The 21,834-nt window shown below is 53.4% G+C and carries 21 protein-coding genes; 18 read left to right on the top strand and 3 right to left on the bottom strand.

The window, feature by feature from the left end:
- The first annotated feature begins 139 nt into the window (after positions 1-139).
- The 3 genes from GO013_RS01120 to clpB are packed head-to-tail and all read left to right on the top strand — an operon-like array spanning position 140 to position 4,113.
- Positions 140-1,135: a DnaJ C-terminal domain-containing protein gene (locus GO013_RS01120; RefSeq protein ID WP_163808193.1), complete on the top strand. Its 996-nt coding sequence runs from the start codon at positions 140-142 to the stop codon at positions 1,133-1,135.
- 12 nt (positions 1,136-1,147) lie between these two features.
- Entirely contained in the window at positions 1,148-1,483 is a 336-nt protein-coding gene (locus tag GO013_RS01115; RefSeq protein WP_163808192.1) for a chaperone modulator CbpM, read from the top strand.
- Positions 1,484-1,515: 32 nt separating this feature from the next.
- Positions 1,516-4,113 (top strand): ATP-dependent chaperone ClpB, encoded by a 2,598-nt coding sequence (gene clpB, locus GO013_RS01110; protein ID WP_163808191.1) that lies wholly within the window; start codon positions 1,516-1,518, stop codon positions 4,111-4,113.
- A gap of 76 nt (positions 4,114-4,189) precedes the next feature.
- Here the strand turns inward: clpB and GO013_RS01105 are convergent, their stop codons facing one another.
- Positions 4,190-5,188 (bottom strand): alpha/beta fold hydrolase, encoded by a 999-nt coding sequence (locus GO013_RS01105; RefSeq protein ID WP_163808190.1) that lies wholly within the window; start codon positions 5,186-5,188, stop codon positions 4,190-4,192.
- Positions 5,189-5,319: 131 nt separating this feature from the next.
- On the opposite strand from GO013_RS01105, the gene GO013_RS01100 reads away from it, so the two are divergent.
- From GO013_RS01100 to mnmA, 7 genes are all read left to right on the top strand, one after another.
- Positions 5,320-6,525 (top strand): aminopeptidase, encoded by a 1,206-nt coding sequence (locus tag GO013_RS01100; protein WP_163808189.1) that lies wholly within the window; start codon positions 5,320-5,322, stop codon positions 6,523-6,525.
- A gap of 152 nt (positions 6,526-6,677) precedes the next feature.
- A complete protein-coding gene (locus GO013_RS01095) occupies positions 6,678-7,301 on the top strand; it encodes a nucleotide exchange factor GrpE (protein ID WP_203529290.1) in 624 nt (207 codons plus the stop codon).
- A 117-nt stretch (positions 7,302-7,418) separates the two neighbouring features.
- Complete coding sequence (dnaK, locus tag GO013_RS01090) at positions 7,419-9,353, top strand: molecular chaperone DnaK (protein ID WP_163808188.1); 1,935 nt, start codon at positions 7,419-7,421, stop codon at positions 9,351-9,353.
- Positions 9,354-9,454: 101 nt separating this feature from the next.
- Positions 9,455-11,527: a hypothetical protein gene (locus GO013_RS01085; protein ID WP_203529288.1), complete on the top strand. Its 2,073-nt coding sequence runs from the start codon at positions 9,455-9,457 to the stop codon at positions 11,525-11,527.
- 26 nt (positions 11,528-11,553) lie between these two features.
- Positions 11,554-11,838, top strand: coding sequence for an Asp-tRNA(Asn)/Glu-tRNA(Gln) amidotransferase subunit GatC (gatC, locus tag GO013_RS01080; protein WP_163808187.1), 285 nt, complete (start codon positions 11,554-11,556; stop codon positions 11,836-11,838).
- Positions 11,839-11,864: 26 nt separating this feature from the next.
- Positions 11,865-13,322, top strand: coding sequence for an Asp-tRNA(Asn)/Glu-tRNA(Gln) amidotransferase subunit GatA (gene gatA / locus GO013_RS01075; RefSeq protein WP_163808186.1), 1,458 nt, complete (start codon positions 11,865-11,867; stop codon positions 13,320-13,322).
- 155 nt (positions 13,323-13,477) lie between these two features.
- Positions 13,478-14,518: a tRNA 2-thiouridine(34) synthase MnmA gene (gene mnmA / locus GO013_RS01070; protein WP_163808185.1), complete on the top strand. Its 1,041-nt coding sequence runs from the start codon at positions 13,478-13,480 to the stop codon at positions 14,516-14,518.
- On the opposite strand, the gene GO013_RS01065 is transcribed toward mnmA, so the two are convergent.
- The gene (locus tag GO013_RS01065; protein ID WP_163808184.1) at positions 14,519-15,076 is read right to left on the bottom strand and encodes a hypothetical protein; all 558 of its coding nucleotides are present in this window, start codon (positions 15,074-15,076) and stop codon (positions 14,519-14,521) included.
- 9 nt (positions 15,077-15,085) lie between these two features.
- Positions 15,086-15,577, bottom strand: a complete 492-nt coding sequence (locus GO013_RS01060) for a tetratricopeptide repeat protein (protein WP_163808183.1) — start codon at positions 15,575-15,577, stop codon at positions 15,086-15,088.
- A 57-nt stretch (positions 15,578-15,634) separates the two neighbouring features.
- Here GO013_RS01060 and GO013_RS01055 point away from each other — a divergent pair, with 57 nt between their 5' ends.
- The 8 genes from GO013_RS01055 to GO013_RS01020 are packed head-to-tail and all read left to right on the top strand — an operon-like array spanning position 15,635 to position 21,825.
- Positions 15,635-16,927 carry a MiaB/RimO family radical SAM methylthiotransferase gene (locus tag GO013_RS01055; RefSeq protein WP_163808182.1) on the top strand — a complete coding sequence of 431 codons (1,293 nt, stop codon included), beginning with the start codon at positions 15,635-15,637 and terminating at the stop codon, positions 16,925-16,927.
- Entirely contained in the window at positions 16,924-17,460 is a 537-nt protein-coding gene (locus GO013_RS01050; RefSeq protein ID WP_163808181.1) for a DUF4416 family protein, read from the top strand. Before GO013_RS01055 ends, GO013_RS01050 begins: the two co-directional genes overlap by 4 nt.
- 45 nt (positions 17,461-17,505) lie before the next feature.
- The gene (locus GO013_RS01045) at positions 17,506-18,387 is read left to right on the top strand and encodes a YicC/YloC family endoribonuclease (protein WP_163808180.1); all 882 of its coding nucleotides are present in this window, start codon (positions 17,506-17,508) and stop codon (positions 18,385-18,387) included.
- Positions 18,388-18,414: 27 nt separating this feature from the next.
- Positions 18,415-18,669, top strand: coding sequence for a DUF370 domain-containing protein (locus GO013_RS01040; RefSeq protein WP_071546552.1), 255 nt, complete (start codon positions 18,415-18,417; stop codon positions 18,667-18,669).
- Positions 18,670-18,674: 5 nt separating this feature from the next.
- Positions 18,675-19,316 carry a guanylate kinase gene (gene gmk / locus GO013_RS01035; RefSeq protein WP_163808179.1) on the top strand — a complete coding sequence of 214 codons (642 nt, stop codon included), beginning with the start codon at positions 18,675-18,677 and terminating at the stop codon, positions 19,314-19,316.
- Positions 19,309-20,013 (top strand): orotidine-5'-phosphate decarboxylase, encoded by a 705-nt coding sequence (pyrF, locus tag GO013_RS01030; RefSeq protein ID WP_163808178.1) that lies wholly within the window; start codon positions 19,309-19,311, stop codon positions 20,011-20,013. Before gmk ends, pyrF begins: the two co-directional genes overlap by 8 nt.
- 9 nt (positions 20,014-20,022) lie before the next feature.
- Positions 20,023-20,922, top strand: coding sequence for a tetratricopeptide repeat protein (locus tag GO013_RS01025; protein ID WP_163808177.1), 900 nt, complete (start codon positions 20,023-20,025; stop codon positions 20,920-20,922).
- Between the two features lie 42 nt (positions 20,923-20,964).
- Entirely contained in the window at positions 20,965-21,825 is an 861-nt protein-coding gene (locus GO013_RS01020) for an HDOD domain-containing protein (RefSeq protein WP_163808176.1), read from the top strand.
- Positions 21,826-21,834: the final 9 nt, after the last annotated feature.

Here is a 21,834-nt window from a genome sequence, read left to right as displayed (position 1 = left end):
TGTTCTTCTCAAGAATATCTGTGGATAAGTCTGTGGAAAAAGTTCGAGAAAGTTGGATTTGCGTCTTGACAGATCGGAGACGCATATTATTTTAGAATTGCGTGTGAAAATTTGGTTTTAGGAAAGGAATACGATTCGAATGGAATATAAAGATTATTATAAACTTCTTGGAGTTTCCCGCTCCGCCTCAAGGGATGAGATCAGTAAAGGGTTCAAGAAATTGGCCCGCAAATATCATCCTGACTTGAATCCGAATGACAGTGGGGCTGAAACGAAATTCAAGGAAATCAATGAAGCGTATGAAGTCCTCAAGGACGAAAAAAAGCGCAAATTGTACGATCAGTTCGGTTCTGATTGGGAACATGGTCAGAATTTTCAGCCGCCGCCGGGATACGAGAATATGCAGTATGGCGGTGGTGGCTTTGGTGGCGGCGGTGCTGGCTTTTCCGATTTCTTTGAAACTATTTTCGGTGGCGGCGGTGCCCCGGGTGGTGGCGGTTTCCATCAGGGTGGTTTTCGTCAGGGCGGATTCCATCAGGGCGGTTTTGGTGGCGGGGGCTATCAGCAGCGTCCTCGGCGCGGGTCTGATTCCGAGGCTTCATATGAGATGACGCTGGAAGAGGCGTATCGGGGTGGCAAGAAGTCCATCACGGTTCAGGAACAGACGTCCGGTCCGGAAGGCATCCCTCGCATGACCACCAAAACATTGGAGATCACTGTTCCGGCAGGGATTAAGGATGGTCAGAAAATCCGGCTGGCCGGACAGGGAAATCCCGGTATGGGCGGTGGTCCAAAAGGGGACTTGTATCTCAAGATTCGGCTGATGCAGCATCACATGTTCAAGGTCTCCGATACCGATATTATTCTTGATCTGCCCCTGTCTCCCTGGGAGGCTGCGCTGGGAGCGAATGTGCGTGTTCCCACTTTGGACGGTGCTGTGGAGATGAAGATCCCTCCGGGCATTGGGTCCGGGAAAAAATTGCGTATCAAGGGCAGAGGCCTTGGGTCTGGTGCGAAAAAAGGTGATCAGTTCGTGCGTATCATGATTCAGGTCCCGGAACGGCTGTCCGGCAAGGAGCGTGATTTGTTCGAGCAATTGCAGGAAGTCTCGGAGTTTACGCCGAGAAAATTTTGAGGAAGCTCAACGATGACCACACGGAAATTGCAGGAAATGTTGTTGCAACAGCCCGGGCTGAATCTGCCCGAGCCAAGTGAATATGTGGCATGGGCGCAATTGGTCCAATTGACCAGTATTGAACCCGCCGAGGTGGCCGAATTGGTCGATCTTGGTTGGATCAGTCCGAAAAAAACGAGTGCGGAGGAGTACCTGTTCCGGTTGCGGGACGTGTACCGCATTCACAAACTCATGCGTCTGGTCAAAGATCTGGACGTGTCCTTCAACTCCGGGTCCATCATTGTGGACCTGTTGGAGAAGGTCGAAGAATTGGAAAAAGAAGTCGTGGAGTTGAAGAGGCTGGTATAGTGGAGCCTTTTCTTCTCTGAGGAGGGAAAGATATGGATCCGAATACATTTACGAAAAAGACGCAGGACGCGGTGTCCGAGGCCCAGAATCTGGCCATTCGAAGTGGACATCAGCAGATCGATTGTGAGCATCTCATGCGTGCGCTGGTTTCGCAGGAGCAGGGGCTTGTTCCCCAGATTTTGCGCAAGCTTGGCGTGGCTCCTGACGCGTATCTCAGTGCCATAGACGCTGAAATCGCCAGGATTCCCCGTGTGACGGGGTCCGGTGCGCGTCCCGATCAGATTGTTGTCACTCCACGTTTGCAAAAGACGTTGGTCGCTGCCGACGACATGCGTAAGCGCATGAAGGACGAGTTCGTCTCTGTGGAGCACATTTTTGTGGTGCTCATGGAGGAACCGTCGTCCACAGGCATTGGGCGCGTCAACAAACAGTTCAATCTGGACAAGAACACGGTCCTCGGTGCGCTGGAAGCCGTGCGTGGCAAGCAGCGAGTGACGTCCGACAATCCCGAAGCTACGTATGATTCGCTCAAGAAATACGGGCGTGATCTGGTGGAGGAAGCCCGGGACGGCAAGCTCGATCCGGTCATTGGCCGCGATAGCGAGATCCGTCGCGTGATCCGCATTCTGTCTCGTCGGACAAAGAACAACCCTGTCCTCATTGGCGAGGCTGGTGTCGGTAAAACCGCCATTGCCGAAGGGTTGGCCCAACGAATAGTCAATGGAGACGTGCCCGAAGGCTTGAAGGACAAGACTGTTTTTTCATTGGATATGGGATCGCTCATTGCCGGAGCCAAGTACCGTGGTGAATTCGAGGAACGGCTCAAGGCCGTGCTCAAGGAAGTGCAGGAGTCCGCTGGTCAGATTCTCATGTTCATCGATGAGTTGCATACCATTGTTGGTGCGGGCAAGACCGACGGTGCCATGGACGCGGGCAATATCCTGAAACCCATGTTGGCCCGTGGCGAGCTGCACTGCATTGGTGCCACCACCATTGACGAATATCGTAAATATATCGAAAAAGATCCGGCCCTTGAGCGTCGTTTCCAGACCGTACTCGTGGAAGAACCGAGTGTGGAAGATACTATTTCCATTTTGCGTGGATTGCGTGAACGGTTCGAAGTGCATCACGGTGTGCGCATCGCTGATGCTTCGATCGTGGAAGCCGCAGTCTTGTCCAATCGGTACATTTCTGATCGGCAACTGCCGGACAAGGCCATTGACCTCATTGACGAGGCCGCGGCCCTGATTCGCACGGAAATTGATTCACAGCCGTATGAGTTGGACAAGGCCAATCGACACGTCCTGCAACTCGAAATCGAGCGTGAGGCCTTGAAGCGGGAATCAGATGCCGCGTCTCAGGACCGGCTGGTCGAGCTGGAAAAGAAGTTGGCTGAATTGAAGGAACATCAGGCCACATTGCTGGCCCAGTGGGAAAATGAAAAGGGCAGTATCGAACGGCTCCGTTCCTTGAAGAGTGATATCGAAACCACACGACATGAAGTCGAGGAGGCCAAGCGGGTTCTGGATTACAACCGCGCTGCCGAATTGGAATATGGCCGTCTGGCTGGGCTTGAAAAGGAACTCAGGGAGCGCAATGAAGCCCTTGAGTCCAGCGATGCCCCGCGTATGGTGCGGGAAGAAGTCGGTCCCAACGATGTGGCGCAGGTCATTGCCCGTTGGACAGGTATTCCGGTTTCTCGCCTGATGGAAGGGGAGCGGGAAAAGCTGCTCAAACTCGGTGAAACCTTGCATGAGCGGGTCATCGGTCAAGATGAAGCGGTTCAGGCCGTGGCCGATGCCGTGTTGCGTGCCCGGGCCGGATTGAAAGACCCGACCAAGCCCATTGGTTCGTTCATCTTTCTTGGACCTACGGGCGTTGGCAAGACCGAGCTGTGCAAGACCCTTGCTTCAGCCCTGTTCGATTCCGAAGACAATATGATTCGTATTGATATGTCCGAGTATATGGAGAAGCACACCGTGGCTCGATTGATCGGTGCGCCTCCGGGCTATATCGGCTACGATGAGGGCGGTCAGTTGACTGAGGCTGTCAGACGGAAACCATATTCCGTCATCCTGTTCGATGAAATAGAAAAGGCGCACCACGACGTGTTCAACGTGCTCTTGCAAATTCTGGATGATGGACGGCTGACGGACTCCCATGGCCGGACCGTGGATTTCAAGAATACCATTGTCATCATGACAAGCAACCTCGGTGCCGAATATATGCTTGATGGCATTGATGCGTCCGGGGATTTCCGGGATGGTGTGGAAGCGCAGGTCATGGATGTTCTACGGCATCATTTCCGACCGGAATTCCTGAACCGTGTGGATGAAACCGTTTTGTTCCATCCGCTGACTCCCGCGCAATTGACAGGTATTATTGATCTGTTGGTGGCAGGACTGCGGTCGCGGTTGGAAGATCGCAAGATTGGTCTGGTGCTTACGGACAAGGCCAAGCTGTTTATCGCTGAAGCCGCGTATGACCCGAGTTTCGGTGCGCGTCCATTGCATCGGTATTTGCAGGCGCATCTGGAAACACCGTTGGCAAAACGGCTTATCGGTGGCGAGCTGATTGAGGATTCCACGGTGACCGTGGATGAGGAAAACGGCAGTCTGGTCTTCGCATAAGAAGACGAATGAAAAGAGAGAACGGGCTGCTCCCAAAGTGGGGGCAGCCCTTTTTTATGGTCGAGGATTGGCGTCCTTAGACGGCTGCGGTTTGTTTGGTGTTGGTTTGGGTCAGGAATTGGGCGGCCCGATGTTCGGACCAGTAGATGTTTTCTTTGCCGCCCAGAACAAATCCGACATGACCGCCGTACTTGGGCATCTCCAGGAATAGGTTGGGGTTGGTTTCGGCATCCTGCGTGGGGTAACAGGATGGTGCGAGAAACGGGTCATTGAGGGCATTGACCAGCAGCGTCGGAATCCGGATGTGTTGCAGGAATTGGAGAGAACTGGATTGGGCGTAGTAATCGGCCGCGTCAGTGAATCCGTTGGACGGTGCCGTGAATCGATCATCAAAATCCCTGAGCGTTTTGATACCGCGCAAGCGGGTGCTGTCGATGACATTCGGGAACCGATCACTTTTTTCACGAATGGTCCGGCGGAGTCCGCGCATGAAATATTCAAAATAGATATGCCGGGATGGCAGGGCGATCATGCGTTCCGTGGCATCCAGATCGCAGGGCACGGAAAAGGTCGCTGCATTCACGACCTGTGGCGGAATCCGGTCAGGATTTTCTCCGAGGTATTTGAGGATCTGGTTGCCGCCCATGGAAAAGCCGATCAGGCTGATTTCGTCATACCGGCCTGTGGACAGGCAGTGCATGATGACCGCGTGCAGGTCGTCTGTTTCGCCGGAATGGTACGAGCGAGGCAATCGGTTGGGTTCATCACTGCATCCCCGTTGGCACCAGCAGGCGACATCATGACCGAGTCCGGTCAACATGCGAGCCATGCCAAGTACGTATTTTTTGCGGGCATGGCCTTCCAGTCCATGACTGACGATGACCAGCTTGCGAGTTTCGCCGGTGCGGGACCGGTGCCAGTCGAAATCGAGAAAATCGGTATCCGGGAGTTCAATTCGTTCTCGATTCGGGGCCGTCAGTGGCGTCATTCGAAAAATCGGGGGATACACCGTGGCGATGGTGGCAGAGCAAAACGGAAGCGGCGGACAATAGTCTGGGAGTGGTAATATAGGCATACCCGGTGGTGTACGTCCACTGCAAGAGGAAGTCAAAAGTGCAGTCCTTCATTGAAAACAGTTGCTTCGAAGGGGATGGCTTTGTATCCTTTCAGGCTCGGAAGTGTGAGCATCCAATACAAGGAGTCGGTGTGTCGGTATTGAGTCAGGTTGATTTGGAAAATTATGCGGAAGTCCTTGTCTGGGCATTGGCCCAGAGCAGGGAAAAGCCTCTCAAGAACAAGGATATCGTTTTGATTCGGTACGATATCCCGGGGTTGGCTTTGACCGAGGCCGTGTACTCCCGGCTCATGGATATGCACCTCATGCCCGTGGCCATGGCCATGCCCTCACCGTATATGGAGATGGAACGGTATCTCAATTCCAGCTACAGCCAGCTCCTTTTTCAACAGCCCGGTTTGAGTGAGTTATATAGCCACGTCGCTGGAATCATTACCATCTTGGCCCCAGAAGATTTGACCCATCTTCAGACGGTCGATCCGCGTACCATTGCCGAGGGCCGTCGATCAGATGACCTGAATCGACAGATTTTACAGCGTCGGAAACAGGCGGGCGTCCTTGGTTGGACCACCTGTCTGTACCCCACGGAAGCGTTGGCGACCGCATCGGGGATGACGTTGGAGGAATATGCCACCGCCCTGACACGTGCCTGTTGGCTGAATATGCCCAGTCCGGTCAAGGAGTGGAAGCGGTTGCAACGTGAGATTCAGGGCGTGTGCGATTGGCTTGGTTCCATGGACATCTCGTCGCTGCATGTGGAATCAGAAAATATCAATCTCAAGGTGCCCGTGGGCAATAATCGGCAATTTGTCGGTGTGAGCGGCGGGAATATTCCGGGATATGAAATATATTTCGCCCCTGATGCTCGTGCGGTGGAAGGGACATATTATGCAGACCAGCCCAGTCTTCGATATGGTCACCTCGTGATCGGTGCGTCGTTGGATTTTTCCGAAGGGATTGCGGCCCGGGTGGAATCCGAGCGGGGGCAGGTCTTTTTGCAGGATCAGATGTATTCTGATGCCGGTGCTCGTCGGGTCGGGGAATTTTCCCTGACGGACACACGTTTTTCCCGCGTTGATCGATTTATGGCGCACACGTTGCTTGATGAGAATTTTGGTGGGGAGACCGGCAACTGTCATATCGCACTCGGCGGGGCCGTGGTGGAGAGTTTTTCCGGCCCTTCGGAATTGTTGACCCCGGAGCTGGAAGACGAGCTAGGATTCAATAGGTCCGATATGCATTGGGATTTGGTCAATACTCAGCCAAAGCGGGTCACAGCCTGGTGCAGGAGCGGTTCTTCTTCCATGATTTATGAGAACGGACAGTTCTGTTTGTAGATGAAATCGCGGTTTTTTGCCGTGAGATTTTCCGATCTGTCATATTCTTATATAAAAGACCATTGACAACCTTTTCCCCATGCTTATTTCCTTTTCAGCCTCGCTTTTGACGGGGCCTTTTCATGATGAATCACGATTTTTAAGGATGATATATGACCAAAGAGAACAAGAACGAAGTGCCCATTAACGGTCTCTATGACGATGAAGGGACGATTTTTAACGAAGAACAGGGTGAGACACCTGATGCAACTGACGAGACCGCAGAGGCTGAGGCCGCTGAAGTTTCTTTAAGCCAGGAAGAATTGACCGCCTTGTGTCGTGAGTCGGTGTGTCCTGAATGTGACGTGTTCAAGGAAGCGGAAGGGATACGCCTTCGGGCCTTGGCCGATGCCGAGAACGTCAAAAAACGGTTGTTCCGGGAAAATCAGGAAATGAAGAAGTATGCGGGCGAGTCCATATTGGCCGACCTGCTGCCGGTGTTGGACAACCTTGATCTTGCCTTGGCTCATACTGACAATCTGGATGGTGCCTGCAAGAATTTTGTCATTGGTGTGGATATGACCCGCAAGTTGTTTCTTGATGCCGTGAAAGGCCATGGGTTGGAGGTTGTTTCCGCGACTGTGGGTGGCGAATTCGATCCCGAAATTCATGAAGCCGTGGGCACGGTTGAAGAAGAAGGACTTGCCGACAACCAGATCGCGCAGGTTGTCCAGGGTGGATATCGCCTGAAGGGACGATTGATTCGACCGGCAAAAGTCATGGTGAATAAGGCATAGATATATTTTTTGATGCTGAAGCTCTTTACAAGGGCGAATGCGTACTTATTGAACAGGGTAACGAAAAACAACGTCGATAACGACTATTTCAATAGAATCTTTGAGGAGGAAATACATATGGGTAAAATCATAGGGATCGACCTCGGAACTACCAACTCCTGCGTTTACGTCATGGAAGGTAAGGATCCGAAATGCGTCACGAACCCCGAAGGGGGACGCACTACGCCGTCCGTCGTGGCCTTTACTGACAAGGAACGTCTGGTCGGTGATATCGCCAAGCGTCAGGCCGTCACCAATCCGGAGAAAACCGTTTTTGCCATCAAGCGCATGATGGGTCGTCAGGTGAGTTCGCCTGAGGTTAAAAAATGGCAGAAGCACTGTCCGTATGACATCGTTTCCGGCAACGGCAATGATGCCTGGGTTGAAATTGACGGCAAGAAGTCTTCTCCGCCGGAAGTTTCCGCCATTATTCTTCAGAAACTGAAGAAGGACGCTGAAACCTATTTGGGCGAAAATGTGACCGAAGCGGTTATCACGGTTCCCGCATATTTCAATGACTCTCAGCGTCAGGCCACCAAAGACGCTGGCAAGATCGCTGGCCTTGAGGTCAAGCGTATCATCAACGAACCGACCGCCGCATCTCTGGCCTATGGATTCGACAAGAAAGCCAACGAAAAGATCGCGGTCTTTGACCTCGGTGGCGGTACTTTTGATGTCTCCATCCTGGAAGTCGGTGACAATGTTGTCGAAGTTCGTGCAACCAATGGTGACACGTTCCTCGGTGGCGAAGACTTTGATCTTCGGATCATCGAATATCTGGTGGACGAGTTCAAGAAAGAGAATGGCATTGACCTGTCTCAGGACCGTATGGCCCTGCAACGGCTCAAGGAAGCAGCGGAAAAGGCCAAGCATGACCTGTCCTCTTCTGTTGAGACCGAGGTCAACCTGCCCTTTATCACTGCTGACCAGAACGGTCCCAAGCACATGATGGTCAAGATCAGCCGCAGCAAGTTGGAAAAACTTGTCGAGGACCTGGTCGACCGGACTGCTGAGCCGTGCAAAAAGGCCCTGAAAGATGCCGGCCTGTCCGCATCTGACATCGACGAAGTCATTCTCGTCGGTGGTATGACCCGTATGCCGCTGGTGCAGGAAAAGGTGAAATCCTTCTTCGGCAAGGAACCCAACCGTTCCGTGAACCCGGATGAAGTCGTGGCCATGGGTGCTGCCATTCAGGGTGGTATTTTGGCTGGTGACGTCAAAGACGTACTGCTTCTCGACGTGACACCGCTGTCCCTTGGCATTGAGACCATGGGTGGCGTGATGACACACTTGATCGAGCGCAATACCACCATTCCGACCAAGAAGTCCCAGGTGTTCACCACCGCGGCTGATAACCAGCCGTCCGTGTCCATCCGTGTCTTCCAGGGTGAACGTCCCATGTCCGCAGATAACAAGCTGTTGGGCAACTTCGAGCTGACCGGCTTGCCGCCGGCACCCCGTGGCGTTCCCCAGATTGAAGTTTCCTTTGACATCGATGCCAACGGTATCGTGCATGTCAACGCCAAGGATATGGGGACCGGCCATGAGCAGTCCATCCAGATCACCGCTTCCTCGGGCTTGTCCGACGAAGAGATCGATCAGATGGTCAAGGATGCCGAATCCCATGCTGACGAGGACAAGAAAAAGCAGGAACTCATCGAGGTTCGCAACCAGGCTGATACCTTGGTGTATACCTCCGAGAAATCCATGCGTGACCTCGGTGACAAGGTTGATGCCGAGTTGAAGGCTGACATCGAAAGCAAGATCGAGACTTTGAAAAAGGCCCTTGAGACCGACGATGTCGAAGAAATCAAGGCCAAGACCGCTGAGTTGTCGGAAAGTTCACACAAGCTGGCTGAACAATTGTACGCCCAGCAGAATACCGAAGGCGGCGCAGGCCCTGACATGGGTGGCGGAGCCGCCGGAGCAGCCGGTGCGGCTGGCGCAGATGCCGGTGCCGCTCCCAAGGATGACGACGATGTGGTCGATGCCGATTACACCGAAGTCAAGTAGCTTGCCTTAGCTGCCCAAGCAAAGTATACCTTACCCGGCCCGTGATTCACGGGCCGGGTTTTTTTTATCAAGCGAGTACTCCAGCTCTTATGGAACAGACGATGCACCGAACACATTTTTCTTATAGTCCGCGTTTTTGTGTCCTTCTGCTTTTGCTTGGATTGGTCGTCTGGGGGTGTGCTCCCATGCAGCAATCCGTCAAAAGTGTGGATTTGCTGTCCACGCCCAATCTGCTCATGGAAGCGGATGCCGCATGGCAGGCCGAGCACTACGAGAGTGCCGAATTGTATTATGCCGCAGCGGTGGAACGACAGGACATTGTCCGCAGTGAACTCCCATTGATTTATGGGCGTCTTGCCGAGTCCGCCTATCAGAATTCACATTATCATCAAGCCAGAATCGCGTTGGAAAACTGGGCCAATCAGGACACTGGCGCGTTGGAACTTGTTTCCTGGGAGTTGACCTATCTCAAGACCATGGCCGCATTGGGACGAACAGAGCGGTTGAATAATCATTTGAAATGGGTCTTGAAGAGCACGAAAACGCCGTGGGCCACTAAGCGGGATGTCGCGTTGTGGTACAACGACTATTTTCGTGAGATGGGTGATGCGGACCGGGCCATGGACGTGTTGAATCAATATTATCAACAGGCGTCTGATGATTCGGCCAAGGCCGGGTTCGAGCGGGTCTTCCGGGAACAGCTCTCGGATAAATCGGACCAGGAGCTTGAGGCGCTTTTTTCAATGGTCGATACGGCCAATCAATGGCAGTTCCCCTATGCGCTTGTCGCGTTTGAACACGGTGTTCGGGCGGCGGATGATTCCGATACATGGTCCACAGCATGGCGGACCATGCGTAATCTGGCGAGCAATAGCCTGTTGGTCGATACCGCGTCTTTGGACGCGAAATTGGTCGCGTTGGAAGACCGCTACGGTGTGCCGCGTATCGGATTGGTTCTGGCCCTGCCTTTGACCGGCCCGTATGCCAAGGTTGGTGTGAAAATTGTTCGTGGTGCAGGGCTTGCCCAATGGCGGTTGGCGCAAGACGATATTTCGGTTGATCTGCAAGTTATCAATACGGATATTCCTGGCTGGCAGGATAGGCTCGCAGCATTGCCCGCACATTATTCCGTGGTGGGCGGTCCGTTGCGAATCAGTGCGTTCAAGCAGTTGTCCGAAGGGTCTGCGTCGGCCCGAAGCGTGTTTGAAGATCGGGCGGTGTTCACCTTTTTGTCTTCGTTGGGAGACTTGACCGAGGGCCGGGATGCCTGGCGTTTTTTCGCCAGTCGGAATGACGAGGTGCGCAGCCTTGTCTCCATGGCGGTTGACGAGTTGGGCATTACTGATCTTGCGGTTTTTTATCCCGAAGAAGATTATGGTCGGACCATGGCCGAGACGTTTTATAAGGAAGCCACGCCTCTTGGTGGTCGCATCAGGGGAATGCAGTCATATCCGCCCAAACAGTTGAAACAGTGGAGTAAACGTATCGGTAAGTTGCTGCACGTCCCGGCTGATTTCAATGACAATAAGGATGTGCCGTTGGAAATGCCTGACTTCGGAGCTGTCTTTATCCCGGATGGCTGGCGACAGGCGCAGACATTACTTCCCAATTTCTTTTTTTACGAAGGTGATCAATTGGTTTTTCTCGGTCCCGGATTGTGGAGTCAGGCATTGGATGCCGCCAAGGGGATCGATGAGCATTACTATCGTCTGGCTGTTTGTCCCGGCGCATGGTGGGAAGACTCGGACGGTGGACGTGTGCTTCAGAACGCCTTGACTGAAGAAGGTCTCGGACAGGCCGATTTCTGGGTCGCTTTGGGATATGATTTCATCCGGTTTGCCGGTCGGGTCGGTTCATTGCCGTCCAATTGGTCCAGCCGGGATGTGAATTCTCGTATTCAGCGTGCTCAGGATATGGAATTTAGTATTGCCCCGTTGAAGTGGGATACGGACGGTGTGGCCAGTCAAGATTTGTATGTGTTCAGTCCGGTTCGGAACGGCAAGCGACTGGTCAATGTCGATAAAATCAGCGCACGGATTGCACGGGCCAAGGCCCGGCGTGAGAAGCGCATGGAAGCCTACGAAAAACGAATGGAAGAACAAGGGTATACGCAGTCCGAAGACGGACAATGGATTACCATTGAAGAAAATACCCCGGATATGCCGCCTCAATAAGCGGTTTTTGAGACAAGGAGAAAGGTATGAAAATCAGTCCTGAAGAAGTGGCCAAGGTTGCCCGGCTTTCTCGCCTCGACCTGCCACAGGACAAGCTGGAGTTGTTTGCAGGACAGCTCGGCGATATTTTGAGTTATATGGACAAACTTGGTGAATTGGAAACGGATGCTGTTGACCCCTTGTACAGCCCGGTCAGCCATACCACGGTTTTGCGTAAGGATGCCGTTAGCAAGGAGTCCACGCGTGACGAAGTGTTGTCCAACGCCCCGGAACAGGATGGGAAATTTTTCATTGTTCCTCGAATTGTGTAAATCATTTGATATATTCAGGATTGATTATGTCTGATCTCTATAAGAAGACCCTTTCCGAAGTGGCTGCACAGCTGCAATCCGGGGAGTTGAAGGCGGTTGAGGCCGTCAGGAATTGTCTGGACCGCATCGAGGCAACCGAACCTCGGGTCAAGGCACTCATCACCGTCACGGGTGACACTGCTTTGGCACAGGCCGAGACCTTGGATGCTGAAGGTCCTGACGCGAGCAAACCGTTGTGGGGCGTGCCCATCGTGCTCAAGGATTTGTTGGCCACCAAGGGAATTCGGACCACCTGTGCTTCGAAGATTCTCGACAATTTCGTGCCGTTTTACGACGCAACTGCGGTGGTGAAATTGCGTGAGGCCGGGGCCATCATCATTGGCAAGGCCAACATGGATGAATTTGCCATGGGGTCATCCACCGAGAATTCCGCATTTTTCCAGACCGGCAATCCCTGGGATACCGATCGCGTACCGGGCGGCTCGTCCGGCGGGTCAGGTGCCACGGTTGCGGCCGGTCAATGTTATGCCGCACTTGGCACGGATACGGGTGGGTCCATCCGGTTGCCCGCGTCATTCTGCGGAATCGTTGGATTGAAACCCACGTATGGTCGTATTTCGCGGTTTGGCTTGATCGCTTATGGGTCTTCGTTGGACCAGATTGGTCCCATGACCCGGAGCGTGGAGGACGCCGCCCGCATGTTGCAGGTCATGGCTGGCCACGATCCCAGAGATTCTACGTCTGTCGATGTCGAAGTGCCTGATTATCTGGCCGCTTTGGGTCGGGAAAACCTGGATGGCGTGACCATCGGACTCCCCGAGGAGTATTGGGGCGAAGGGCTGGACGCTGAAGTCGAAGAAGCGTGCCGGGCCGCTGTGGCTCGGATGGAATCGCTTGGGGCCAAGACCGTGCCGGTCAAACTCTCTCTGACAGAGTATGCCATTGCCACCTATTACATCATCGCCATGGCCGAGGCTTCGAGCAATTTATCCCGATTTGACGGGGTTCGGTTTGGGCATCGCAACAAGGACGCTTCGGAGTTGATCGACATGTACACGACGAGTCGGACCGAAGGGTTTGGCGACGAAGTGCAGCGTCGGATCATCATGGGAACGTATGTGTTGTCCAGCGGCTATTATGATGCGTACTACAACAAGGCTGCCAAGGTTCGCCGCCTGTTGCGCGAAGATTTTGACGCGGCGTTCGAGCAGTGTGATCTCATCGCCGGACCCGTGTGCCCCACTACAGCCTTCAAGGCTGGAGAAAAAGCGGACCCGTTGCAAATGTATCTGATGGATATTTTTACCATCTCGGCGAATCTGGCTGGATTGCCAGGTATGAGTCTGCCCGTGGGGCTTGGCAAAGACTCCGGGATGCCCGTGGGATTGCAGTTCATGGGACCGGCATTTGGTGAGGCGGATATGTTATCCGTCACGGAGTGCCTTGAGCGCAATCTTGACCCCATGCCCATGCCCGAACTGTAGATGTGAGTCTTTTTTTGACACAAGCCGGTTGCGAATCATGTTTGCAGCCGGCTTTTGTCTTTGATATCCATTGATATGAACACGGGAAATTTTCCATGTGTTGAGATGAAAATTGCCCCGTCGCATCGGGGAAGGGAAAGGGTACACGTATCGTCATGACCACAGCCGTTGCCGTATCTGGCGGCATGGATAGTCTGCTTGCCATGGTTCTGCTCAAGGAGCAGGGGCATGACCTTGTGGCAGTCCACGGACATTTCTTGCCGCCCAATCCTGCGTGGGAACGGGTGGAAACCGGGTTGTCCGCTGTTTGCGATCAACTTGATATTCCATTTCATGCCGTTGACTTGCATGAGGTCTTTGAGAAGCAGGTGGTGGCACCTTTTGTGGAAGGATATCGGGCTGGTTTGACGCCCAATCCGTGCGCCTTGTGCAATCCTCGGATGAAATTCGGGGTGTTGTTCGATGCGGTTCGAGCACTCGGAGCGACTCGGCTAGCCACTGGGCATTACGTGCAGATTGAAGAACGAGAGGGACTGGGGCAGATGTTGGTTCGTGGAGTCGATCTGACGAAGGATCAGAGCTATTTTTTGTCGCTTGTCCCCATTGAATCCTTGCGCGCATCCCTGTTTCCTTTAGCCGAAACCTTGAAAAAGGATGTGTTGGATATTCTGGCGCGTCAGGGGTTGACTCCGCCTGTGCCTGGCGAGAGTCAGGAAATCTGTTTTGTGCCCAATGACGATTATCAGGCCTTTTTGACGGGGCGTTGTTCAATGCCTGGTCCCGGTCCTGCCGAACTTCTGGATGGAACGGTGGTTGGCGAGCACAAGGGCTTGTGGCGGTATACCCAAGGCCAGCGGCGTGGTTTGGCCATTCCGTGGAAGGAAGCCCTGTACGTTCTGGACAAGAACGTGGCGCGTAATACGCTTCTTGTCGGGCTTCAATCCGAATTGGCTTCGCATGGGTGTGTGGCGAAACAGGTCAATTTCATGACTCCTGCCGAAACCTGGCCTGAAGTGGTCATGGTGCAGACCCGGTATCGCCAAAAGGCCAAGCCGAGCCATGTCCGACTGGTTGATGGCTCCCTGCGTTTCGATTTTCTGGAACCTCACACGCGCCCCACGCCCGGACAAGTCGCTGCGGTGTACGACGATGATGGTGTCGTGCTTGGCGGCGGGATTATTGAAAAACCTCTCTGATTACCAGCGACTGGGCAGAATATCCTGTCGTTCCCGTATTTCTCGTTGATATCCGTCACTGCGGTTCTTGTTCATGACTTCGTGGATTTTTTCGGCTGAGAGTTCCGGTTTCTTTTCCAGAAAGGCGGCGGACCGCTGGACTTCACTGGTCATCCGGTAGTTGTCCGGGGCGCGATAGGATTTGAGCAGGGCGAATCCTTCGTCCCGTTTCCCCTGATAGATGCGCGTCAATCCGAGATAGTAGGTCGAATCCGGGTGGTTCGGGTATTTTTCGAGATTGGCTTCAAGAATTTTGCTGGCGGTTGTAGTGTCTCCGTCGCGTAGGGCCATGACGGCTTTTTTGTTGCTGGTGTAGATTTCGCTGGGACCATTGGGCAGAAAATCCTTGTGTGCGGTAAAGGCCACCGCGCCGCCAGTGTGCGCCCCGACGCCGATCGAGGTCCGTCCGCCACCTGTTCCTATGCCGACGCGGGTGGTACCGGACCCCACGCCAACGCCCAAAGAAGTGTTGCACCCGCACAGCAGGGCGAATAGACTGAAAAGGAGCAGAAGCCGCATGATTGCCTCCTATCTGAAGTCTGACTGTTTATCCAACGCCATTCCCTCTGTCCACGCCTGAGCCATCCTGTCAATGAGATAGTCTGGGGAGGATTCGGTGTTGTCCGTGAGCTGGCGAGCCATGTTTGTGACGGAACGGGTCACTTGGGGCTTGCCTGGATAGCGGAAGTTGGTCAGTATGCCGAACCCGGCCGCGCGGTCGTTTTGTATCAGGGCCGTCAGACCGAGATAAAAAACGGCCTGCGGGTATCCTGGTTGGATTTGGGTGGCTGCGGTGAATTTCTGTTTGGCCTTGTCGTATTCAGCCAGATTGTAGTACGCACGACCAAGGTTGGTCAGCACGATAACGGAATCCGGGTTCTGTTGCAGTGCCTCTTCATAGTATGCGGCCGCCGCGCGATAATCCTTGACCGTCATGGACAGGTTCCCGGCGTGTTTTGGGGCGGGCGCGCAGGCCAGAATGGTGAAGGCGATGAAGATGAGTGAAAGCGTCTTGGTCATGAGTTCGTTCCCGGCAAAAATGTTGGTGTTTTATTCAAGTGAGTGTCAGAGCATAACATGATTACCTTTTATACCGCTACCCTGGGTTGCAAGATCAACCAATATGAAACCAGAGCCATTGGTGAGGCCTGGGCCGGAGGGGATGCCCGCGAAGTGGATACCCCGCAGGAAGCAGAGCTTATTTTGGTCAATTCCTGTGCGGTCACGGCCAATGCCGTGGCAGATTTGCGGCAGTCAGTGCGCCGTTTTCATCGAGATAATCCAGACGCGGCGATCATCATCACCGGCTGCGCTGCCCAGATCATGCCCGATGAACTCGGAGCCTTGCCCGGCGTTGTTCGGGTGGTTTCCCAAAAAGATAAACCCCAGTTGTTGAATGGACCTCAATCCACCGATCAACCGGAGCCGGGCGTGTCCAGATTTGCTCCGTTCTCTATCAGTGGCTATGGCCGTGCCCGGGCTGTGGTCAAGGTGCAGGACGGCTGTTCCCACAATTGCACGTATTGTATCATCCCGACGACGCGCGGCAAATCGATCAGTCGTCCAGTTATCGATATCCTTGAAGAAGTCGCTCGGTTGCTGGATTCAGGGTTCCGTGAGTTCATTCTCAGCGGGATCAATCTGCGCCATTTTGGTCGGGGTTTGGAAGAGAAAATCGATTTTTGGGATTTGGTTGCCCGGCTGGAAACCGAATTTGGGCAGGAATGGGGTGGCAAGGCGCGGTTTCGGGTTTCATCGGCGGAACCGGGTCAGCTCACGGACAAGGCCTTGGATGTCCTGAATGGTTCCTCCATGGTGTGTCCGCAACTGCATCTTTCGTTGCAAAGCGGTGATCCAGATGTGCTTCGGGCCATGGGGCGAGGCCATTATGATCCCCGAACTGCGGTGTCCTTTTTGGAACGATTGCGGACGCATTGGCCAGTCATCGGCCTTGGAGCGGATTTCATTACCGGGTTTCCCGGCGAGACCGAGGCACAGTTTGAAAACACCATGGCATTGTGCCGCGATTTGCCCCTGACCTATGGACATATTTTCCCCTATTCGGAACGTCCCGGAACCAAGGCTGTCGAGATGGCGGGGTCCGTGGATGTGCCGGTTCGAAAAGCCCGTGCCGCCCGGTTGCGGGAGTTGGTGAATACCAAGAAAAAAGATTTTTTACAGACGTTGCTCAATCAGTCTCATCTCGATGTGCTGGTACAGGATACAACCGGACGAGGGGTCTGTGAATATTATGCGGCCTGCCGGTTGACCTCGCTGCCAGCCGGAGCCGGTGCTCGTTCCCTGATTCGGACGCGTCCCCTGAAGCTGGATAAGAATGTGCTCGTGGTGGAGCCGGTGGAGATCGCATGAGTACCCCGAAGACACCGGAACCCGGATTGTTGATTCTGTCCATTCTGAGCGCACAATGGGACACGGTCTGGCCCGAACTTCTCGCTTTATTGGAGGCTGAATTCGGCCCGGTTGCCGAGGCTGGCGATCTGTTCGTTTTTGACCAGACCGACTATTATGATGCGGAGTTGGGCACCCCCATCATGCGTCGACTCATCTCGTTTGAGACATTGCGTCCGTTGGATACGTTGGCGGATATCAAGATGGCGACCAATGCATTGGAACAGCGGTTCGCCGACGGCGAGAAACGGCGGTTCAATCTCGACCCCGGATTCATTACTTTGCAGAGTCTTGTTTTGGCCACGGGCAAGAATTTTTCACATCGAATTTATCTTAAAAATGGAATTTGGGCCGATCTGACAATGATTTGGCAGAAAAAACAATGGGTTACATTCCCATGGACATTCCCGGACTATGCGGGAAATGATATGAAATCTCGGCTGACAAAGTTGCGTCAGTCGTATAAACACACGCTGAGCAAGCCGCAAATGTAAACGGATGAGCAACACGCGGCTTCCAACCATAGAAGGAAAAATACTATGCCTGTAAGCATGACTGGTTTTGGTCGTTTCGAGACCAATGAGGATGCCTGGACCCATGTCTGGGAGATCAAGAGCGTCAATGGTCGGTATCTCGATGTCAAATGGAGAATGCCTGGCTTCCTCCGTTCTCTTGAGAATGGATGGGAAAAGATCGTTCGTACTTATGCGTCTCGCGGCAGAGTGGATGTCTCGTTGAACCTCGAAGTGTTGGATTCCGGCATTCTCGGGGTCACTTTCAATGAGACAATGGCCCAGGCCATGTTTACACAGATGGAGAAGCTGGCCGAGGGGCGAGGCGAAACATTTGTGCCGGATTACAACCGTGTGCTGTCCATGTCTTCCTTGTGGCGTGACAACGGATCTGAACCTGATCCCGGTTTGGCCGAGAGTCTGACAAATGGCCTGAAAGCGGCACTCAAGGATTGGGTGAATTCCCGGTCTGTCGAAGGCGAAGCCATGGGTGACGATCTCACCACTCGGATGGACACTTTGCGTGAATTGGCCCAGAAGGTCGCCGTTCGGATTCCCGAAATTCTCGAAGCCAAGAAAACCGCGCTCAGGCAGCGGATCACGGATATGCTGGATTCGTCCAATGTCGAGTTTTCCGAGGACCGGATGCTTCAGGAAGTCGCGTATCTTACGGATAAATTGGATGTTTCCGAAGAGTTGACCCGTTTGGATGCCCATCTGGATCGATTGAGTGAAGTCCTGGCCTCCAAAGGCAATGTGGGCAAAAAACTTGATTTTTTGGTGCAGGAAACATTTCGTGAGATCAATACCTGTGGCAACAAGGCCCAGGATACGACAGTGAGTCGGTTGGTGGTCGATTTCAAGGCCGAGCTGGAGCGGTGCCGCGAACAGGTTCAGAATATCGAATAGAACCGTTCGGAAACATGGGAGAAAAGTATGCAGAAGCAGGGATTACTCAACGTTGGTTTCGGGAACTTCGTGGTTCTTGATCGGGTCATTTCCATTGTTAATCCGTCCAGTGCTCCCATGCGGCGTTTGCGGGAAGATGCCCGCGCCGAAGGACGGCTTATCGATGCGACCCAAGGCCGTAAAACCAGGGCCATTATTGTAACAGATTCCAACCATGTGGTTTTGTCGGCTATTCAGGCGGAAACCATTGGTCAGCGATTCAGTGCTGATGAAGGGGAATAGGATAGGTGAAGCAGGAGAATCATACATTCAGGCTGGGTCAGGTCCTTGTGGTCTGTGCGCCCAGCGGAACCGGCAAGTCCACGCTGATCGCCATGCTTCGGGAGGAGTTCCCGGACTTTGGTTTTTCCGTCTCGTACACCACTCGCCCGCCGCGTGGTGAAGAACAGAACGGGCGTGAGTATAATTTCATTTCTCGTGAAGCCTTTGTGGCCATGCGGAGTCGAGGCGATTTTTGCGAATGGGCCGAAGTGCATGGCAATTTTTACGGCACGGCCACCAAGCCTGTGGAAAAAATGCTCGATTCGGGACGTGATGTGCTGTTTGACATCGATGTCCAAGGTGCCAAACAGCTCAAGAAGACCTTTTACAAAGGGACGTTTGTCTTTTTGTTGCCACCGTCTCGTGAAGAATTGGTTCGTCGACTTGAAGGCCGTGGGACTGATTCTGCCGATTCCATCGAACGCCGGTTGAATAATGCCATTGGTGAGCTTTCTCAGGCAAAGTGGTTTGACTCCTGGGTGGTCAACGACAATCTGGATGAGGCGTATAAGGAATTGAAGGCCGTGTATCTGGCGGGTCGGTGCAAGCCGTCGCTGAGACCGGGTATTTTGGGAAATATTCAAAAGACGTGGGAAGATGATGGCTGAACTGGTTGTTGCCCTTGATTACAAGGATGCGGATGCCGCTTTTGCCATGGCTCGGACCCTTCAGGGTGCGGTGTCGTGGGTGAAGGTTGGCCTTGAACTGTTCTCTGCCGAAGGACCACAGGTCGTTTCCGGTCTCAAGAAAATGGGGTTCAAGGTCTTTCTGGACCTGAAGTTTTTTGACATTCCCAACACCGTGCAAGGCGCGGTTCGTTCTGCGGTCCGGTCCGGTGCGGATATGGTCAACATTCACGCACTTGGTGGTGAACGCATGGCCAGAGCCGCAGTGGCTGGATGCGCCGAGGCCGCCGTCTCGGTTGAAAAAGCCCCCATTGTTCTTGCCGTGACCATGCTGACCAGTATGGCCGCTGGCGATCTTCCTGTCGAGAACGCACCTGCCCCGTCTGAAATGGCTCTTGACCTCGCTGTGAAAGCCGAGCAATATGGCTTAAATGGAGTGGTTTGTTCCGGCCTGGAGGTCGAGCGGATCAAGGCGGCGTGCGGGGAAAACTTTATTTGCCTGACGCCCGGTATTCGACCGGCTTCGAGCGATGCTGGCGATCAACGGCGGGTTGTCACTCCTGCACAGGCGGTGCGAAGCGGCTCCGATTATCTTGTGGTAGGGCGGCCGATCACGCAGGCTTCTGCCCCGCGGGAAACCGCATTGGCTATTGTCGAGGAGATGAAACAGGCCACATAGGAGAGTCTGATGTCCGAGCAGGAACCGAAAGTCGGCACCAAGCAGGAAATTGTTCGAGACGGTGCGGAAAAGATCAAGGGGATCTTTTCCACGCAGACTGTTGCGAAAGTTGGTACCGGCACCACGCAGCGGAAGACGATTCAAAAGACCTATTGGAATGTTGAAGAAGAGGACAGGGGCGTGATTTCCATTCAGCCCCTGAATAAGAATTATGTGCCTTCCGGCCCGAAGCGGCAGATTGATCGGGACGAGTTCTTGTCCAAGTTCAATCCAGAACCAGAATTTTATGTGAGCACGGTGTACCCGGCCATCAAGGAGATGGACGGGGCGGTGGTGCGTGGAGAAAAGCATCGCGAACGTGGTGCGGCGTACAGTGCCGAGTTTGAATATCAGCAGGCCATGGCCATTGATGAAGAAAATGTTCGGGCCAATTTTGGTTTGGGGTTGACCTATCTCGATCGAGGGGATCAGGTAAAGGCCAATGATATTTTTGAGCGGCTGGTCGGACTCGAAGCGGCCTTTGAGACCGAACACAAGCATCTGTTTAATGATTTTGGCATCAACATGCGCAAGAACAGAATGTACGACCAGGCTTTGCAATATTATTTGCGGGCTGAAGAATTGGTAAAGAATGACGAACACCTTTTTCATAATATAGCTCGATGCTATTATGAAAAGGGCAACATTGGCGATTGCAAGAAGTATCTTTTAAAGAGTTTGACAGTTAATCCACATCTTGAAGCCAGCAAACAGTTTTGGGCCTATCTTCAGACTCAAGGGCTTATTGACGAAGGCGAAGGACCTGGTGCGCCCATCGGACCACAGGCCAAAGGTTCATCCTTGGATGGGAAAAAATCAGGGAAAGGGCACGGAGCAGCGCCCGGTTCTCTTTCCTTGAAACTGGATTAATGGGATGAAAATCCGCCGAGGGGCGGGTGAGCAGGAGTCTCCATGAATCAGGATAAAATTCAAGGTTTCCTTCGTGAACTGTCCGGAATGCGCGAAGATTTGCCGTTTTCTCCGGATGTGTTTCAGAAACTATTTGTACAGACGGCACGAGGTTCCATTGCCTCGGTCGAAGACATTGGTCAGACGTTGGGTGAGGATCAGGGGTTGACCACCCGGATTTTGCGGCTGGCCAATTCCGCGTTTTATGGCTTGCAGTCTGAAGTACAGTCCATCACCAGGGCTTCCGCCGTGCTGGGGCTGGCAGAAATTCGGAATATTGTCCTTGCGTTGGGGGTGGCTGGACTGACCCAGTCGTATGCTCTTCCAGACGATTTTGATATTCAAGCCTATTGGTCGCACCAGTTTTTTGTTGCGAGCATGTCAAAAGAGTTGTCCCACATGACCGACGTGGGGCGGCCAGAGACCCTTTTTACCGCAGGGTTATTGCATGATATCGGCAAGCTTGTCATGGCCTTGAAACGTCCGGATGATTGGCAGGCCATTCGTGAATTGGCGGAAGACGACGAGTTGATCGACGCTGTGGCCGAAGAAGAATATTGGGGGGTGGATCACGCGGTGATCGGTGCTCTGGTGCTGAAATCCTGGGATTTGCCCGCTGATCTGGTCGAGCCGGTCAACTGGCATCATTCTCCAGCTTTGGCCCCGGATCATTCCCTGGAGTCGAATATCATTTGTCTGGCCGACGCAGTGACGCGTACAGTGGAAGACCCAGAGAGTTATTATGCTGAAAAGGTTGAACAACTGTGCGCCGATGTCGAAGTTGATATGGACGAGATCATGGAGACGGCCGAAGAAATGGTCGAATCTGACGATATCGAACAATTCGTGAAAATACTTTCCTGAAATCATAGG

It is taken from the genome of Pseudodesulfovibrio sp. JC047 (assembly GCF_010468615.1).
Classification (GTDB): Bacteria; Desulfobacterota; Desulfovibrionia; order Desulfovibrionales; family Desulfovibrionaceae; genus Pseudodesulfovibrio.
Note: the sequence above shows the minus strand (reverse complement) of the source record. Positions and strands in the feature narration are given on the sequence as shown.

Coding starts and splice junctions, on each gene's coding strand:
- clpB (WP_163808191.1), top strand. CDS start 1,516: ATGGATCCGAATACATTTACGAAAAAGACGCAGGACGCGGTGTCCGAG.
- GO013_RS01045 (WP_163808180.1), top strand. CDS start 17,506: ATGCCTGTAAGCATGACTGGTTTTGGTCGTTTCGAGACCAATGAGGAT.
- GO013_RS01055 (WP_163808182.1), top strand. CDS start 15,635: ATGATTACCTTTTATACCGCTACCCTGGGTTGCAAGATCAACCAATAT.
- gatA (WP_163808186.1), top strand. CDS start 11,865: ATGTCTGATCTCTATAAGAAGACCCTTTCCGAAGTGGCTGCACAGCTG.
- GO013_RS01105 (WP_163808190.1), bottom strand. CDS start 5,188: ATGCCTATATTACCACTCCCAGACTATTGTCCGCCGCTTCCGTTTTGC.
- dnaK (WP_163808188.1), top strand. CDS start 7,419: ATGGGTAAAATCATAGGGATCGACCTCGGAACTACCAACTCCTGCGTT.
- GO013_RS01040 (WP_071546552.1), top strand. CDS start 18,415: ATGCAGAAGCAGGGATTACTCAACGTTGGTTTCGGGAACTTCGTGGTT.
- GO013_RS01095 (WP_203529290.1), top strand. CDS start 6,678: ATGACCAAAGAGAACAAGAACGAAGTGCCCATTAACGGTCTCTATGAC.
- GO013_RS01085 (WP_203529288.1), top strand. CDS start 9,455: ATGCACCGAACACATTTTTCTTATAGTCCGCGTTTTTGTGTCCTTCTG.
- GO013_RS01020 (WP_163808176.1), top strand. CDS start 20,965: ATGAATCAGGATAAAATTCAAGGTTTCCTTCGTGAACTGTCCGGAATG.
- mnmA (WP_163808185.1), top strand. CDS start 13,478: ATGACCACAGCCGTTGCCGTATCTGGCGGCATGGATAGTCTGCTTGCC.
- GO013_RS01120 (WP_163808193.1), top strand. CDS start 140: ATGGAATATAAAGATTATTATAAACTTCTTGGAGTTTCCCGCTCCGCC.
- GO013_RS01050 (WP_163808181.1), top strand. CDS start 16,924: ATGAGTACCCCGAAGACACCGGAACCCGGATTGTTGATTCTGTCCATT.
- GO013_RS01115 (WP_163808192.1), top strand. CDS start 1,148: ATGACCACACGGAAATTGCAGGAAATGTTGTTGCAACAGCCCGGGCTG.
- GO013_RS01060 (WP_163808183.1), bottom strand. CDS start 15,577: ATGACCAAGACGCTTTCACTCATCTTCATCGCCTTCACCATTCTGGCC.
- GO013_RS01065 (WP_163808184.1), bottom strand. CDS start 15,076: ATGCGGCTTCTGCTCCTTTTCAGTCTATTCGCCCTGCTGTGCGGGTGC.
- gatC (WP_163808187.1), top strand. CDS start 11,554: ATGAAAATCAGTCCTGAAGAAGTGGCCAAGGTTGCCCGGCTTTCTCGC.
- pyrF (WP_163808178.1), top strand. CDS start 19,309: ATGGCTGAACTGGTTGTTGCCCTTGATTACAAGGATGCGGATGCCGCT.
- GO013_RS01025 (WP_163808177.1), top strand. CDS start 20,023: ATGTCCGAGCAGGAACCGAAAGTCGGCACCAAGCAGGAAATTGTTCGA.